The organism is Flavobacterium sp. LS1R10, assembly GCF_003968825.1.
Classification (GTDB): domain Bacteria; phylum Bacteroidota; class Bacteroidia; order Flavobacteriales; family Flavobacteriaceae; genus Flavobacterium.
On record NZ_RYDH01000004.1, the window covers coordinates 224,411 to 240,949 of the forward strand.

The 16,539-nt window shown below is 34.8% G+C and carries 17 protein-coding genes and 1 tRNA gene; 12 read left to right on the forward strand and 6 right to left on the reverse strand.

The features are described 5' to 3' along the window. Positions 1-337 precede the first annotated feature (337 nt). Positions 338-898, forward strand: a complete 561-nt coding sequence (locus tag EKL96_RS09600) for a DUF6642 family protein (RefSeq protein ID WP_126461601.1) — start codon at positions 338-340, stop codon at positions 896-898. Positions 899-1,178: 280 nt separating this feature from the next. Here EKL96_RS09600 and EKL96_RS09605 read toward each other — a convergent pair whose 3' ends face one another. Then, positions 1,179-1,631 (reverse strand): DUF4442 domain-containing protein, encoded by a 453-nt coding sequence (locus EKL96_RS09605; protein ID WP_126461413.1) that lies wholly within the window; start codon positions 1,629-1,631, stop codon positions 1,179-1,181. Between the two features lie 234 nt (positions 1,632-1,865). On the opposite strand from EKL96_RS09605, the gene EKL96_RS09610 reads away from it, so the two are divergent. The 5 genes from EKL96_RS09610 to EKL96_RS09630 all read left to right on the forward strand — a co-directional run bounded on the left by EKL96_RS09610 (position 1,866) and on the right by EKL96_RS09630 (position 6,324). After that, complete coding sequence (locus EKL96_RS09610; protein WP_126456247.1) at positions 1,866-2,321, forward strand: DUF4870 domain-containing protein; 456 nt, start codon at positions 1,866-1,868, stop codon at positions 2,319-2,321. A 271-nt stretch (positions 2,322-2,592) separates the two neighbouring features. Further along, complete coding sequence (locus EKL96_RS09615) at positions 2,593-2,925, forward strand: PadR family transcriptional regulator (RefSeq protein WP_126456245.1); 333 nt, start codon at positions 2,593-2,595, stop codon at positions 2,923-2,925. A 2-nt stretch (positions 2,926-2,927) separates the two neighbouring features. After that, positions 2,928-4,661, forward strand: a complete 1,734-nt coding sequence (locus EKL96_RS09620; RefSeq protein WP_126461416.1) for a PspC domain-containing protein — start codon at positions 2,928-2,930, stop codon at positions 4,659-4,661. A gap of 2 nt (positions 4,662-4,663) precedes the next feature. Continuing rightward, entirely contained in the window at positions 4,664-5,404 is a 741-nt protein-coding gene (locus tag EKL96_RS09625; RefSeq protein ID WP_126461419.1) for a head GIN domain-containing protein, read from the forward strand. A gap of 86 nt (positions 5,405-5,490) precedes the next feature. Further along, positions 5,491-6,324, forward strand: coding sequence for a GIN domain-containing protein (locus EKL96_RS09630; protein ID WP_126461422.1), 834 nt, complete (start codon positions 5,491-5,493; stop codon positions 6,322-6,324). 115 nt (positions 6,325-6,439) lie between these two features. Here the strand turns inward: EKL96_RS09630 and trxB are convergent, their stop codons facing one another. The 4 genes from trxB to EKL96_RS09650 form a co-directional block, all read right to left on the reverse strand. Continuing rightward, positions 6,440-7,384 (reverse strand): thioredoxin-disulfide reductase, encoded by a 945-nt coding sequence (gene trxB, locus EKL96_RS09635; protein WP_126461425.1) that lies wholly within the window; start codon positions 7,382-7,384, stop codon positions 6,440-6,442. 198 nt (positions 7,385-7,582) lie between these two features. After that, the gene (locus EKL96_RS09640; RefSeq protein WP_126461428.1) at positions 7,583-7,828 is read right to left on the reverse strand and encodes a GIY-YIG nuclease family protein; all 246 of its coding nucleotides are present in this window, start codon (positions 7,826-7,828) and stop codon (positions 7,583-7,585) included. A 113-nt stretch (positions 7,829-7,941) separates the two neighbouring features. Then, positions 7,942-8,187, reverse strand: coding sequence for a GIY-YIG nuclease family protein (locus EKL96_RS09645; RefSeq protein ID WP_126461431.1), 246 nt, complete (start codon positions 8,185-8,187; stop codon positions 7,942-7,944). 43 nt (positions 8,188-8,230) lie between these two features. After that, positions 8,231-8,305 (reverse strand) — tRNA-Pro (locus EKL96_RS09650). A gap of 339 nt (positions 8,306-8,644) precedes the next feature. Here EKL96_RS09650 and EKL96_RS09655 point away from each other — a divergent pair. The 6 genes from EKL96_RS09655 to EKL96_RS09685 all read left to right on the forward strand — a co-directional run bounded on the left by EKL96_RS09655 (position 8,645) and on the right by EKL96_RS09685 (position 14,209). Next, positions 8,645-9,412 carry a ParA family protein gene (locus EKL96_RS09655; protein WP_126453649.1) on the forward strand — a complete coding sequence of 256 codons (768 nt, stop codon included), beginning with the start codon at positions 8,645-8,647 and terminating at the stop codon, positions 9,410-9,412. Positions 9,413-9,416: 4 nt separating this feature from the next. Then, positions 9,417-10,316: a ParB/RepB/Spo0J family partition protein gene (locus EKL96_RS09660; protein WP_126461434.1), complete on the forward strand. Its 900-nt coding sequence runs from the start codon at positions 9,417-9,419 to the stop codon at positions 10,314-10,316. Next, entirely contained in the window at positions 10,316-10,876 is a 561-nt protein-coding gene (locus EKL96_RS09665; RefSeq protein WP_126461437.1) for a DUF5683 domain-containing protein, read from the forward strand. Before EKL96_RS09660 ends, EKL96_RS09665 begins: the two co-directional genes overlap by 1 nt. 244 nt (positions 10,877-11,120) lie before the next feature. Next, a complete protein-coding gene (dapB, locus tag EKL96_RS09675; RefSeq protein WP_126461443.1) occupies positions 11,121-11,849 on the forward strand; it encodes a 4-hydroxy-tetrahydrodipicolinate reductase in 729 nt (242 codons plus the stop codon). A gap of 68 nt (positions 11,850-11,917) precedes the next feature. Further along, entirely contained in the window at positions 11,918-13,489 is a 1,572-nt protein-coding gene (gene lepB, locus EKL96_RS09680) for a signal peptidase I (protein ID WP_126461446.1), read from the forward strand. A gap of 90 nt (positions 13,490-13,579) precedes the next feature. Continuing rightward, positions 13,580-14,209 (forward strand): WbqC family protein, encoded by a 630-nt coding sequence (locus tag EKL96_RS09685; protein ID WP_126461449.1) that lies wholly within the window; start codon positions 13,580-13,582, stop codon positions 14,207-14,209. Here the strand turns inward: EKL96_RS09685 and EKL96_RS09690 are convergent. Then, on the reverse strand, positions 14,199-16,484 hold the full coding sequence (locus tag EKL96_RS09690) for a TonB-dependent receptor (RefSeq protein WP_126461452.1): 2,286 nt from the start codon (positions 16,482-16,484) through the stop codon (positions 14,199-14,201). The genes EKL96_RS09685 and EKL96_RS09690 overlap by 11 nt on opposite strands. Between the last annotated feature and the right edge of the window lie 55 nt (positions 16,485-16,539).

The window sequence follows — 16,539 nt, forward strand, 5'->3', positions numbered from 1 at the left end:
TTTAATCCTAATCACTCGGATATTTAATTTTCGGACAACGATAGGGCGGATTTGCAATCCGAGCCCAAAAAGAGAATGATTCAGCAAGAAATTATGCCAGTTTAGAGAGTGAATTAGAAGTGGTTTTATTAGAATTATTTTGATATTATTTACGGGTACGGATTGAAAATCCGCTATCGAAAGCAGTTTTGTAAACTGTGCCCACAACATTGAGCAAATAACAATCACAAATTTTTTAGAAGCTATAAACAAAATAGACTAAAGGATCTCGTTTTAACAATTATTGGAACCAATAAATAATTCGTAACTAATGAACCATCCGAACACCCAGAATTTAATGGATTCTGATACCTTTATTTTCTGCCTGGAAGCCGTTCCTAATACAGAAATTACCACCACAACTGAAGTGATTAAAAACTTAGAGCAATTGGCTTTTGAACAAGGTATAACCAGTATTTACAAAACCTGTGATACCATTGAGGGGTTAGAAGAAAGCTTAAATGCATTGCTTTATGACGACCATAATTTTAAAAATTATGAAATAATCTACTTAGTGATGCCAGGCGAAAGAAACACCATTTGTCTCAATGACTATTACTATAGTTTAGAGGAAATAGCCGAGCTTTTTGAAGGAAAAATGAAAGGAAAAATTTTACATTTTGCAAATGCAAAGGTATTGGACTTAAGCCCGGAAGAAGCACAATACTTTTTAGATATCACTGGAGCACGTGCCGTTTCCGGATATGGAGCACCATCCAATACATTAACAAGCTGTGCCATAGACAAAGCTTTTTTTAGCTTATTTGAAGAGCAAGATAATGTTGTAGATATTGTTACCGAATTACATGAAAAGCACTTTGCCCTTTGTCAGCTACTCGATTTTAGATTGTATTATTAATCTTGATAGCGCTGATATACAATTAAAAGCGGGGTACCTATCAATTTAATAAACGCCCGCATTAAAACGCCTACGGGTATTCAATTCATTCAGATCAAAAGCTAAATACACATTCCGGGGTTCAAATTTATTCTGGGTTTTGAACTATTAGATAAAGCCAAAAAACAGTACTCTAATTTCACAAAAAAAAGAACCTATTTAAACCAAAAATTCTAATTCTGCTTAATGGTCGCTTCACGAAAGAGATTCGATTGTGAATAAGTGTTTAAAAAAGATTTATTTATTTGGCCCTCACACTCCATTCAAAATCCATTTCGGATACTTGAATTCCTTTTTCATCGGTTCCAATGGATTTCATCCAAAACGTTTGTCCGTCTCCTGTAGCAATGGTTTCTTGAATCGCCTTTTCTATTAAATGGCCGTCATTACAGGTAAAAGTGATTCTACCGGTAGCTTTCTTGGTAAAATTTCCTTTGTTATTCGCAACAAGCATCGAGATTTTTTTGCCGCTTTTTTGAATTTGAAACATTACTAAAGCACCCGTGGCAAGCTCTGCAGCCATGGCTTGCACGGCAAAATACATCGAGTTAAATGGATTTTGGTTTATCCAACGGTGTTTTACAGAAACTATACATTGGTTCTCGTCTATGGTTTTTACGCGTACGCCACAGATAAATGCCGAAGGTAATTTGAAAAACAAAAATTTATTAAGTTTAGAGGCTGTAAGTTTCATAGGTAGCTACTGTTTGTTTTTATGGGAATAGAGTGTCGCCATTCTGTATTATTCTTTGGATTTTGAATTTAGGCGCGTTTATTACCGCTAGGTTTTTTGCTAAATTACAAAAAAATACTATGCGTACATACAAAAATTGTTTGTTAATGTTGTGTTAATTTTTGGTACTATGCGTAACAAGATACTATCTTTTAGATATATATTTGCATAAGAAATTACTATATACTTTTAATCATGGAAACAACAACTGAAAAAAACATCGCGACATTTACGCATTTAAGTACTTTAACGCAGTATTTCATTCCTTTTGGAAATTATATTTTTCCAATTATTCTTTGGACAACCAAGAAAGAGGAATCTGAATTTGTGGATCACCACGGAAAACAAGTGTTGAATTTTCAATTGAGTTTATTGATCTACTCTTTGGTGCTGATTATGATTGCAATTCCTTCATTTCTTATTTCGGCTTTCAAAAATGTTTCTTTCGAATCATTGATACATCATAACGACATTACACTTTCGAATTTCAACCTTGAAGACAACATTGCACTATTAACGGTTGGATTAATTTGCGTTCTGATTTTCGGACTTTTGAAAGTGGCTGAATTCTTCTTGATTATTTATGCCTCGATTAAAACATCAAACGGAGAAAAATACAAATATCCAATAACGATTCCGTTCCTTAAATAAGGAAGCAGTCAGATTAAAAGAGAACAGACGTAATACATAGAGCGAACAAACTAGCCCTGATTGAAACGACATCCTTTACTTGCTTTCTTTAAGCAAGTAAAGATAAAGTGGAAAGCAGGAATAAGCTCCGAAAAAATAAAAAGAGAATCATGCAATACGAGATTGCTTCGTTCCTCGCAATGACAAATCATCACCCGAGCCAGAAAGGAGAACTGGCACGGCAATCAAAAAATGAACCGTTTAATCAACACTAAAATCAAAAAAAGAAATTATGAACATTGAAAACACAAAAGCCCAGATGCGTAAAGGTGTTCTCGAGTTTTGCATCCTATCCGTTTTAAAAGAAAAAGAAGCCTACACATCGGAAATATTGGACACATTAAAAAACGCAAAATTATTAGTCGTGGAGGGAACCATTTATCCACTGCTGACGCGATTAAAAAACGATGGATTGCTCAACTACCGTTGGGAAGAATCCACTTCAGGACCTCCAAGAAAATATTATGGCTTGACCGAAATTGGACAAACTTTTTTAAACGAATTGAATGGTACCTGGACGGAATTGTCCGATGCCGTAAACCTAATAACCAACCAAAAACAATAGTCATGAACAAAACTGTAAATATAAACCTAGGCGGAATGTTCTTTCACATCGATGAAGATGCATACCAAAAATTGACGCGCTATTTTGATGCTATAAAACGTTCTATATCCAATTCGTCTGGACATGATGAAATCATCAAGGATATTGAAATGCGTGTTTCGGAATTATTAAATGACAAACAAAAAACAGACAAATACGTTATTGGTTTGAAAGATGTAGATGCCGTTATCGCCGTAATGGGACAACCGGAAGATTACATCATTGAAGATGACTTGAAGGGTTCTCAAAGTTTTAGTGACCACTCAAATAGACGAACTAAAAAACTATATCGCGACAAAGAAAAAGGGATGATTGGCGGAGTAGCCGCAGGATTAGGGCATTATTTTGGTGTAGATGCTGTGTGGATCAGAATCGTTCTTATCTTATTGGTTTTTGCTGGATTTGGAACTGGAATTCTCGCCTACATCATTCTTTGGATTGTAACTCCGGAAGCGATTACTACCACTGAAAAACTGGAAATGACTGGGGAACCGGTTACGATTTCTAACATTGAAAAAAAAGTTAGAGAAGAATTTGAAAATGTTTCAGACAAAATAAAAAGTGTGGATTACGACAAGTATGGCAACCAGATAAAAACAGGTGTCGGGAAAATTGGAAGCTCTTTTAGCGACTTTATCATGACTATTTTTAAAATTTTCGCGAAATTTTTAGGGGTAATTTTGATTATTACAGGAATAACAATACTGTTTTTTTTGTTAATAGGTATTTTCACATTAGGTTCCGGAATTTTTATTGATTTTCCTTGGCAAGGTTTTATAGAAGCAGGTAATTTTACAGATTATCCAATATGGGCTTTTGGATTGTTAATGTTCTTTGCTGTTGGAATCCCGTTCTTCTTCTTAGCATTATTAGGGTTCAAGCTATTGGCCCCAAACATGAAGTCTATTGGAAATATTGCAAAATATACGCTGTTTGCATTATGGCTAATTGCAGTAGCATTAGCAATATCAATTGGAATAAAACAGGCCAGTGCATTTGCCGTAGATGGGAGAGTGGTTAAGAAAGAAACCCTTAATTTAAATCCAAATGATACCCTTTTAATTAAATTCAAACACAATGATTATTTTGCTAAAAATGTGGAAGACCGTAATGATTTCATGGTAACACAAGATTCTACCGGAACAGATATTATTTATTCGAATGAAGTTAGTTTTAAAATCGAAAAAACAGAGGAGAAACTGCCTTATATTCAGATTGAAAAAGAAGCAAGAGGAAAATCGTTATCAGAGGCAAAACGAAGAGCCGAACAAATTAAATACGGTTATAAAATAATAGGCAATCAATTGATTTTAGACAACTATTTACTTACTGATTTAAAAAATAAATACAGAGATCAAGAAATAGAAATAACAGTATTTGTACCTGAAGGAACGTTATTAAAACCAGATGCCTCTGTACAAAATTACGACAGATCTGATGATGAATTTTTCAATTTACACTACAGTTCAGATAATTACATTTACAAAGTAGAAAATTCTCAAATAAAATGTTTAAATTGTCCCGCTGATGAAAACGAGTATAATGATGTATATAGCACCGCTCGAGACGATAGCACGGATGTTACGGTTACCATAAATAACAATGGCGTTACTATAGAGAAAGACACCCTAAAATCAAACAAAACCAATAAAGGATTGAAAATAAATAAAGACGGGATCATCATTAAAACGAATTAGTCATGTTGAAAATCATCACCTTAATTACAAAGTTCATTCTGGTTGCCTTAACAGCCTTGTTATTCGGTTCGTGCAACCACTCCATTAATTTCAATGCAATAGAAGGAAGCGGAAATATCACCACAGAAAAGCGGCTTGTTGAAGGTGCTTTCAAAAGCATAGAGGTTAACAATGCCATAGATGTCGTTATAGAACAATCTGATAAAATTGAAATAATTGTTCAAGCAGATGATAATTTACAAAAACACATCACTACCAAAGTAGAAAATGGAACACTTGTTATTTCGTGTGATAAAAATTCTTTCATCAACATGAAATCAAAAAAAGTGACAGTAAAAATGCCTGTTATTGATGAATTAGAAGCAACAAGCGGCTCGACTATCACGAGCAAAAACACCCTGAAAGGGGAGAACATCCGATTGAATACTTCGAGTGCAGCATCGATAGATTTAAGCATCGAATCTGACAATATTACTTGTGACACCAGTAGCGGAAGTACCATTACGATTAATGGGAAAGCGCTACAGATTAAAACAACTGCATCAAGTGGTAGTGAAATCAACGCTGATAAATTATTAACAAATGAAGTTAGTGCCGATGTTTCCAGCGGTGCGTCCATTAGCGTTCATCCTATCGTTAGCTTAAATGCTCAGGCATCCAGCGGAGGAAACATCACGTACGACATACAGCCAAAATCGATTCAGAAAAATACCAGTTCAGGCGGGAGCATCAGCCAAGAATAAGATATACTTTTGTTAAAATATAAAGAAATCATCCATCACAAGTGGATGATTTTTTTATATTTGTGTAGACACTAATTTAAATGACCATGAAAAAATATACTGTTATACTCCTGCTGCTTGTATCAACTACATTGCTATTTGCTCAGAAAAAAGAAAAAATAAAAGGATCAAAAACAGTGACTGTTGAGCAAAGAGAAGTCGGCAATTTTGAAGCGCTGCTGGTCGAAGACAATCTAGAAGTCCATCTGGAAAGAGGAGAAAAAACAGCCCTAAAAATTGAGGCTGATGATAACTTACATGGTATTATTTCTTTGGATTTAAAAGACAACACCTTGCGTATTTATACAACAAAATCAGCTGTTAACTATAAAAAAATGATTGTAAGAGTGACCTATACCAATGAATTAAACCTCATTACCGCCAAAGATGAATCGACCGTCAATGCGATACAGGAGCTTTTGTTAAACACCATTACACTAAAAGCCTATGATGCCTCCAAATTATTCGTGAATGTCAACGCAACGGATTTCTTACTTCAGGCAGATGACAAATCAAAAACAGAACTCAATTTAAAATCTGAAAACAGTACTGTCGAATTAAGCAAAAATGCAACACTTAAAGCCTTAGTTACCACAATTGATTTAAAGGTAGATTTGTACCAAAAATCAGCTGCAACCCTAGAAGGAAATGCCACAAATATGCGGATTCGACTGGATAACAATGCCTCATTCACCGGAAATAAATTCAATACAAAAAATGCAGACATAATAGCTGAAAGTTATTCCAACTGCAGTTTATTTGTGGAGACGGCGGTAATTATTGATGCCGCTGGCAAATCTGAAATTCAACTTCTGGGTAGCCCAACAATAGAAATACGGAAATTTACTGATGAAGCTCAATTGGCGAAAAAATTGAAATAATCCTCTCCCCAACCCTCTCCAAAAGAGAGGGAGAAAAACCGGATTGATGTTATACAAAAAGTCCCACTTGCTATGGCAAATGGGACTTTTTCAATATTAACTTTCCTAACTATGATTATTTAGCGGCCAAATATCTTTCGGCATCAAGAGCGGCCATACAACCTGTTCCGGCTGCAGTTATTGCTTGACGATACACATGATCCGCGGCATCACCTGCCACAAAAACGCCTGCCACATTCGTTTTTGAAGTTCCGGGAGTGTTGATAATATAACCCGTTTCATCTAATGAAATGAAATCTTTGAAGATATCTGTATTTGGTTTGTGACCAATAGCTACGAAGAAACCAGTGGCAGGAATATCAAAAACTTCATTAGTTGTTTTATTTAAAGCTTTTACTCCGGTAACAACCTGCTCATCTCCTAACACTTCAACAGTATCATGATTCATCAATATGGTGATATTCTCTGTTTTGCGAACGCGCTCTTCCATGATTTTCGATGCTCTGAATTTTTCGCTTCGCACCAACATGGTTACTTTTTTACAAAGTTTAGATAAATAGTGTGCTTCCTCGCAAGCTGAATCTCCTGCACCCACGATTACTACTTCTTGATTTCTATAGAAAAATCCATCACAGACGGCACATGCCGAAACTCCGCCACCCATCTTTAAATAGTGTTGTTCAGATGGCATGCCTAAATATTTAGCGGTTGCCCCGGTAGAAATAATTACTGTTTCGCAATGCAATTCTATTGTATCATTGATCCAAACTTTATGAATATCTCCTGAAAAATCTACTTTTGTAGCCCAACCATCACGTACATCCGTACCAAAACGTTGCGCTTGTGCTTGCAATCCTACCATCATCTCCGGACCCGTTATCCCTTCAGGATTACCAGGCCAATTTTCTACTTCGTTAGTAGTCGTTAGTTGGCCACCCGGTTGCATTCCTTGGTATAAAATAGGATTCATATTTGCTCTAGCAGCATAAATAGCGGCAGTATACCCTGCTGGACCAGAACCTATAATAAGACATTTAATTTTTTCGATTGTATCAGACATAGTGATGTTTTTTTTGGATTTAACAGTGCAAAAATAAGATATTATTGCTGGAATAAAGAACTGGAAGTATCAGTTTTTGTTATGCTTTAATAAAAAAATCTATTCTGTTGAGACAGAATGGATTTTTGTCGGGGTGGCAGGATTCGAACCTGCGGCCTTCCCGCCATTGCGGGACGCTATATCCGAGCCACTAACTATTTATTTAAAGAAACCTACATCTACCAAGTATCTTTTCGCTCCTCTTTTTTTTATTTTATGCTCTAAAATCATTGCCTCTGATCGTGTTGGAAGTTCAACTTCATAAATCAAACACCATGGTTTCCCAGATTTTGTAGACAAACTAAATCCAGAATTATGCCGGTATAATCTATTTGTAAGATGGTCCGTTTGACCAACATAATATTTAAAAGTAATTTCACTCTGAATTATGTATACAATGTACATATTTATAAAATAAAAAAAGCCGAACACACTTGTTCGGCTTTTGTCGGGGTGGCAGGATTCGAACCTGCGGCCTTCCCGCCATTGCGGGACGCTATATCCGAGCCACTAACTATTTATTTAAAGAAACCTACGTCTGCCAAGTATCTTTTCGCTCCTCTTTTTTTTATTTTATGCTCTAAAATCATTGCCTCTGATCGTGTTGGAAGTTCAACTTCATAAATCAAACACCATGGTTTCCCAGATTTTGTAGACAAACTAAATCCAGAATTATGCCGGTATAATCTATTTGTAAGATGGTCCGTTTGACCAATATAATATTTAAAAGTAATTTCACTCTGAATTATGTATACAATGTACATATTTATAAAATAAAAAAAGCCGAACACACTTGTTCGGCTTTTGTCGGGGTGGCAGGATTCGAACCTGCGGCCTCCTGCTCCCAAAGCAGGCGCGATAACCGAGCTACGCTACACCCCGTAAGCGGGTGCAAAGATAGCATTATTTTTTGCTTTAGCAAAACTATTGCTGAAATTAAGAACTAAAATTATTTATTTGGAAAATCAATATAAAAATCTAAATAAAAATATTTTTTCAAAGCAGAATGAATCCACAACTTCCCCTAGCCCACATTGCAACTCAAGTCCCGAACAATCGGGATTGTAGTGCACAGCTGAAATAGCTCCCATAAAATGAAATTCGTTTTCAAAACAGGAATGGTCAAATAGCGACTAATCAAGCATTAACAAATGTTAACAAAATAGATTTTTAGAAACCATAAATAATTGTATTTTTACGGTTCAAAATTTAGAAAAATAAATGGGCAAAATCATCGCGATTGCTAATCAAAAAGGAGGGGTTGGCAAAACTACTACGTCAGTTAATCTTGCTGCTTCATTGGGTGTTTTAGAAAAAAAAGTATTACTTATTGATGCTGATCCTCAGGCTAATGCGTCCTCCGGATTGGGTATTGACGTGGAATCCGTAGAAATAGGTACGTATCAAATTTTAGAACACAGTCACACACCAAAAGAGGCCATCATAAAATGTTCTGCTATAAACGTGGATGTGATTCCATCGCATATTGATCTTGTTGCTATTGAAATTGAATTAGTCGATAAGGAGAATAGAGAATATATGCTTAAACTAGCATTAGAAAGTATCAAAGACGATTACGACTATATTATCATAGATTGTGCGCCATCATTGGGATTACTTACCTTAAATGCGTTGACGGCCGCTGACTCCGTAATTATTCCTATTCAGTGTGAATATTTTGCATTAGAAGGACTAGGGAAATTACTGAATACCATAAAAAGTATCCAAAAAATTCACAATCCGGATTTAGATATCGAAGGATTATTATTGACCATGTTTGACTCCCGTTTGCGTTTGTCAAACCAAGTGGTTGAAGAGGTTCAGAAACATTTTAACGACATGGTTTTTGACACTATTATTCAAAGAAATGTCAAATTGAGTGAAGCACCCAGTTTTGGCGAAAGCATTATAAACTACGATGCAACAAGCAAAGGAGCTACCAATTACCTGCATCTAGCTCAAGAAGTTATAAAGAAAAACAGCAAATAGTTTTATGGCAAAAGCACTAAAAAAACAAGCCCTGGGAAGAGGATTATCTGCGTTATTGAAAGATCCGGAAAACGATATAAAATCCGTAAATGATAAAAATGCCGATAAAGTTGTAGGAAACATTATTGAGCTTGATATTGAAGCTATTGAAATAAATCCGTTCCAGCCCAGAAGCAATTTCAATGAGGAATCATTGCGGGAATTAGCAACTTCTATCAAGGAATTAGGTGTTATTCAACCAATCACTGTTAGAAAACTAGATTTCAATAAATACCAATTGATTTCAGGAGAACGCCGTCTTCGTGCCTCTACCCTTGTGGGATTGACTACTGTTCCTGCGTACATTCGGATTGCAAATGACAACGAATCGCTGGTGATGGCCTTAGTCGAAAATATTCAGCGCCACGATTTAGATCCTATTGAGATTGCCTTATCCTACCAACGTTTGATCGATGAGATTCAACTGACTCAGGAACAAATGAGTGAGCGAGTAGGGAAAAAACGCTCTACTATTGCTAATTATTTGAGGCTTTTGAAACTGGATCCGATAATCCAAACCGGAATTCGAGATGGTTTTATCAGTATGGGTCACGGTCGTGCGATAATCAATATTGAAGACCAGGATATTCAAACTGATATTTATCAAAAAATTGTCAGTCAAAATCTATCGGTTCGTGATACGGAAGCTTTGGTAAAAAACTATCAGGAAAGTTTAAAACCTAAAGTCGCCGGAAAACCAAAAACTGCCTCCTTTGAAATTGCAGATACTCAAAAGAGCGCTTTTACAAATTATTTTGGAACTAAAGTCGATGTGAAAGTAGCCGGAAATGGTAAAGGAAAAATCACAATTCCATTTCACTCTGAAGAAGACTTCAAAAGAATCATTAAACTAATAAACGAATAGTGCATAAAATCATTTTCATAAGTCTGCTTCTTTTCACTTTAGGAAATCACACTGTTTTTTCCCAAACGGGAACTGAGGCGGTTTTGGTGGCAAAAGACACTTTGAAATCAAATGACATTGATCCGTTGACCCCAGCAAAAGCTGCTTTTTTCTCTGCAATTTTACCGGGATTAGGCCAGGCTTACAATAAAAAATACTGGAAAATACCGCTGGTTTATGGCGCCATAGGAACCAGTCTTTACTTTTACATCGACAGTAATAAAAAATACCACCAATACAGAGACGCCTATAAAAGTCGCCTAGAAGGCTACACCACTGACGATTTAGCATTCTTAGACAACAATCGATTAATTGCTGGCCAAAAATTTTACCAGCGAAATCGTGATTTGTCCGCTTTGATAACAATTGCCTTTTACGCCCTGAATATTCTTGATGCGAATGTAGATGCAGCTTTATTACAATTTAATGTTGATGAAAACTTATCCGTAAGACCCGTTCTTTATCCAGATAATGTAACATTTAAGACGAATGTAGGACTAACATTTAATTATCAGTTTTAGACACAAAACCGGAAAGCTTAAATACAAAAAAAGAACCGCTGCTTATGTTATTAGGTACTAAAATAGGAAAGAAATATTTTTTTATCCTCACTACCGTTTTACTGCTGCTCACCTTAGTGAATTATTCAGAAATTAAAGCGTTTGATTCGATCCGAATGAATGATTTCTTTTCTGGTTTTATCGCCGGTCTTTTAATAGGATTACTACTAATAGGAATTGTACACTATTCAAAAAATAATAAAAAATGAAAATTGCGCTTTTAGGATACGGAAAAATGGGTCAGGTAATTGAACGGATTGCACTGGAAAGAGGGCATGAAATCGTTTTGAAAAAAGAAGAAAAGAACACTTTTGATGGACTTTCAGCAGCTGATGTGGCTATTGATTTCAGTGTTCCAACTGCTGCAGTGAGCAATATTTCCAGTTGTTTCCAGGCCAATGTGCCCGTTATTTCAGGAACCACAGGATGGCTGGAACAGTATGAGGAGATGGTGGCACTTTGCAATCAAAAAAAAGGCGCTTTTATTTCCAGTTCTAACTTTAGTTTAGGAGTAAATATTTTCTTTGAACTCAATGAATATCTGGCTAAAATCATGTCGAAATTTGACACGTACAAAGTAGCGATTGAAGAAATTCATCATACCCAAAAACTGGATACACCTAGCGGAACTGCTATTTCATTGGCCAACGGAATACTTGCAAATAGTTCTTACACCAACTGGACCTTAGAAAAACCGGAAGCAAATCACTTGAGCCCAAACGAACTGGAAAAACAAATTCCTATAAAAGCCAAAAGAATTGGTACAATACCTGGCACGCATACCGTTAATTACAATTCTGCTGTGGATGCAATCGAAATGAAGCACACCGCGCACAATCGTGAAGGATTTGCGCTTGGGGCAGTCATTGCCGCTGAATGGATTGTAGGAAAGCAAGGCGTTTTCACAATGAAAGATGTATTAGAATTAAAATAAAATTATTCACCTGTTTGAGTACATTTCTAGCGAAACAATCTTAAATCTCAAACTTTAAACAAAAAACTATGTCAGTATACCAATGGTTTGTATTTTTTCTGCTAGTCCAGATTGTTCACTTTTTAGGAACTTGGAAACTATATGAGAGCGCCGGCAGAAAACGTTGGGAAGCCGCTATTCCTGTTTACAATGGAATTGTTTTAATGAAAATAATAGGGCGTCCCACTTGGTGGACTGTATTGCTATTTATTCCAATCATCAATCTCATTGTATTTCCGGTAATCTGGGTAGAAACGCTACGCAGTTTTGGAAAACGATCCGGATTAGATACTTTTCTGGGAATAATTACTTTTGGATTATATATATACTACATTAATTATACCCAAAAATTAAATTATAATGCTGACAGAAGCCTTAGTCCTGAAAACAAAACGGCAGACACTATTAGCTCCTTGCTTTTTGCTGTAATTGTAGCCACAGTTGTTCATACCTATTTCATTCAACCGTATACCATCCCTACCTCCTCCTTAGAAAAATCCTTATTAGTCGGTGATTTTCTATTTGTAAGCAAAATGAATTATGGCGCGAGAGTTCCCATGACCACAGTAGCATTCCCAATGGTACACGACTCTATTCCTTTGACAAAAAGTAAATCATACCTCATCTGGCCACAATTGCCGTACATGAGACTGCCCGGCATTCAGAATATTGATCGTACGGATATTGTTGTGTTCAACTGGCCGGTTGATACCGTTTATAGATTTTTTGATACTTCAAAAAGACGTGCCTACAAGCCCGTTGATAAGAAATCGAATTATGTAAAAAGATGTCTGGGAATACCCGGAGACAGCTTGTCCATAAAGGATGGCATGATTTATATTGATGGCAAACTCTTGCAAATGCCCGAAAGAGCTAAACCACAGTTCTCCTATAAAGTAGCTCTGGACGGAAAAACACCTATCGATTTTGAATCAATATTTAAGGATTTAGATGTGACGGATCCTGCTGGATTTATAGATCAAACAAAAAGAGACACCCTTTTTCTGAGTGCCTTGACTGAAGCAGGTGCAGAACGATTAAAAAACACACCAGGTATCACGGCTGTAATCAGACAGATAGCAAAGGATGCGGACAACACAATCTTCCCGCATATCAATAAATGGAATCGTGATAATTTTGGCCCGATTTACATTCCGGAAAAAGGAAAAACGGTTGCGTTAACCACTGAAACGCTGCCTTTCTACAAAGCAATCATTACTGATTATGAAATGAATGAGGATGGTAAAAAAAATGATCTAAAGGTTACAGGAAACGAAATCAGATTAAACGGTGCCGTTGTAAAAACATACACCTTCAAACAAAATTATTACTGGATGATGGGAGACAACCGTCATAACTCTGAAGACAGTCGTTATTGGGGATTTGTACCCGAAAATCACATTGTAGGGAAACCTATATTTATATGGCTCAGTATCGATCCTAATGGCAAAGGATTAGAAAAAGTACGCTGGGACAGGGTTTTCACAACGGTTAGCGGTGAAGGGCAACCGCAGTCGTATTTTAAATTATTCCTGTTAGGACTCGTTATTTTCTTCGTAGGAGAATATTTTTGGAAAAAAAGAAAAGAGGCAAAAAATTAGTCCAAAGTTTCAAGGTCGAAAGTCATCAAGTTAGAATCTAATCTAACTTTATGACTTTGGACTTTATAACTTTAAAAACTTTAGACAAATATGAATATTCTCATACACCCAACTTACTTCCCCTCGATTAGCAATTTTGCTGCCATGGTACAATCGGAGAGCATCACCTTTGAGGTTGCAGATAATTTTCAGAAACAAACCAATCGCAACCGCGCTTATATTTATAGTCCCAATGGGATTCAGCTGTTGAATATTCCCGTGAAGCATTCAAAAGAAAGTCATCAAAAAACTAAAGACATCAAAATCGAAACCGACTTTGACTGGCAAAAACAGCATTTCAAATCATTGGAAGCCGCCTACAGAAGTTCTCCTTTTTTTGAATATTTTGAAGATGACATTCGTCCCATTTTTGAAAAAAAACAACTATTTTTATTGGATTTAAATTTTGAAATTGTAGCCCTTCTATCCAAATGTTTCCGAATAAAACTGGATTATACTACAACTACGGAATACTTTCACGAGGTTGATACCGAGACAACTACCGACTTAAGAGCTTTGGTCAACGGAAAAAAAGATCTTTCGATATTTGAAAACTACACACAGGTTTTTGATGATAAACATGGTTTTATCAACAATTTGAGTGTTCTGGATTTGCTGTTTAATGAAGGGAAATACGCGATGGATTATTTAAAAAAATCAGAGATTTTAATTAACGTCTAACATCATTATTATTGATGTCATTATCATCAATTTTATCATTAAATTTTTTGCCAAAATTATAAGTCAAAGTCAACAATAAATTTGAAGAATTATTGCTCGTATCTATTCTTTGGTAAAAATTAGTGTCTGTACTTATGTCAGAAAAACCACTAGCTATTTTCCCCAGTAAATTTTTACCATATAAACTAATATTTAATTTATCTTTAAATACGTTTGTGCTTAAAGTAAAATCTAAATAAGGGTTCGTCATTCTTTTTGACAATAAAGAATAATTTGGACCATCTTGTCTTCCTGAAAAGGAAATTGATAGTTTATCCTTAAACAATGTGGTGCTCAGAAAGATGTTCCCTCTAAAAGTATAGCCACTATTTTTTTTGATGACTGCTGAAGAACTATTGTCTTCAAAAGTATTATAATCAAATCCTGAACTAAGATTGGCCATCACTTTTTTGAATAATTTTGTCCTAATACCCATATTCAGACCTACAGCATTGTATTTTGCAGCATTATCAAGAGTTTGAATTAACAAATTTCCTTGCGTTCTATATACATCCGTAATGGCATTATTAATGGATTCATTATAGAACTTCAAAGAATAATTATCAGCTTTAGCACCTTTGCTTAACGTAATTGAATTATAACTCCTTATTTGTGGATCTAAATTAGAGTCTCCTTGCCTTGCTACACCGGGATATATAATCAGCACCGCATCATTCAAATCGTTGGCACTTGGTCTCAAAACTTTTCTGGAATAGCTAAATTTAACATCAATTTTATTATTAAAATGATAAATCGAATTAAATGTTGGTAAAATCAAACTATAATTTTGATTCAAAGTGGCATTAAAATTAGATGTGTTTTCAAGAGTAAGTGCCATTTCAGTAGAAAATTTTTCAGACCATTCCGTATCCAATTCTGTTGAACCACTAATTACGTTCTGATTGATATAAAAATCTGTATTTGAAAAATTAAAATTCCTATTGATAAATTTTAAATTAGAATAAAATCCCATTTTCCTTTTCATAATAGTCAATTCTTCGGCTTCATAATCAACATCCACTGAAAATTCTTTATTTTTTGAATGAATATTAAAAAAATCTGAGTCCCCATTACTATAATTGAATGTACTACGATCTCCTTTGTCATAAATTGAATAAGAGCTTTTAACAAAAAAAATTTTATTTTCCTTAATTCTATAATTGTAAACAGAAGCTATTTTCCAAGTTTTCGTACTATTTTCATTATTTTTTAAAAAATAATCAGGAGCATCATTATTTAAAATCGACAAGCCATTAGCCTTACTTATAAATTTATATCCGTAAAGGCTATTAGTTAATGTAATATTTGATTTTTCTGATAATTTAATACCTATTCGACTGTTATAGTTTTGTTGAATGTTTCTCGAATTATTTACATTATTTTGATAAAAAGAACCATTATTATCAAATCTTGTAGAACTATAATCTATCTTTTGAGTGTTTTGCAAATATTGGTAATTTGATTTAATAATAAATCTTCCTCTTTTATAAGACAAAGAAGGATTTAAAGCCCAAAAATCATTACTTATACCGCTTATAGCACCTAGACTTCCTTTAATAAATTCTTCTGTTTTCTTTTTGGTAATAATATTTATGACGGCTCCCAAAAATTCAGTTCCATAAACTGCCGATGGATTGTTCATTACTTCTACTCTGTCAATATCAGCGGCATCAATCATGTTAACTTCTTTGGGCATCATTTCTATTCCATCAATAAATATTTTTGCGATTAAAGTACCGTCAACAATAGCACTTTCACCTTGCTGATCAATATAGACATTAGGAACTGTATTCAAAACTTCTCCCACTTTGGCGTTTTTTATAAAATCTTTTGAATCTATTTTATACGATGATTTCCGAGCCGAATTGATTATTTTTTCTTTAGTATTCACTATGACTTCCTTTAAATTTTCGGGCTCACTGGAAGTCATATTTACATCAAAAACATTGTTCTTTTGTACATTTTTTAATAGTTGCACATATTGTTTATAACCCAAATATTTCACTCTCAAAGACAAACTGTCAGTTTCAACATAATTAATATCTAGAAATTCATATAAACCTTTATTATTTGCTAGGACAAATCTTGAAGTTCCATTAACTTTCAATTCTACAATTGCATCTGGTAGATTTACATTAGCCGCAGAAATTTTTCCTGAAATGTTAATCTTTAGTTGAGAAAAAATACTTCCAGAAATAAGTAATAACACAACAGAAATAAATATTTTTGAGTTCATAAAATAATTTTATTTATAAAAATAAAAGTAAAAAAAATTCCCTATTAAAAAGTAT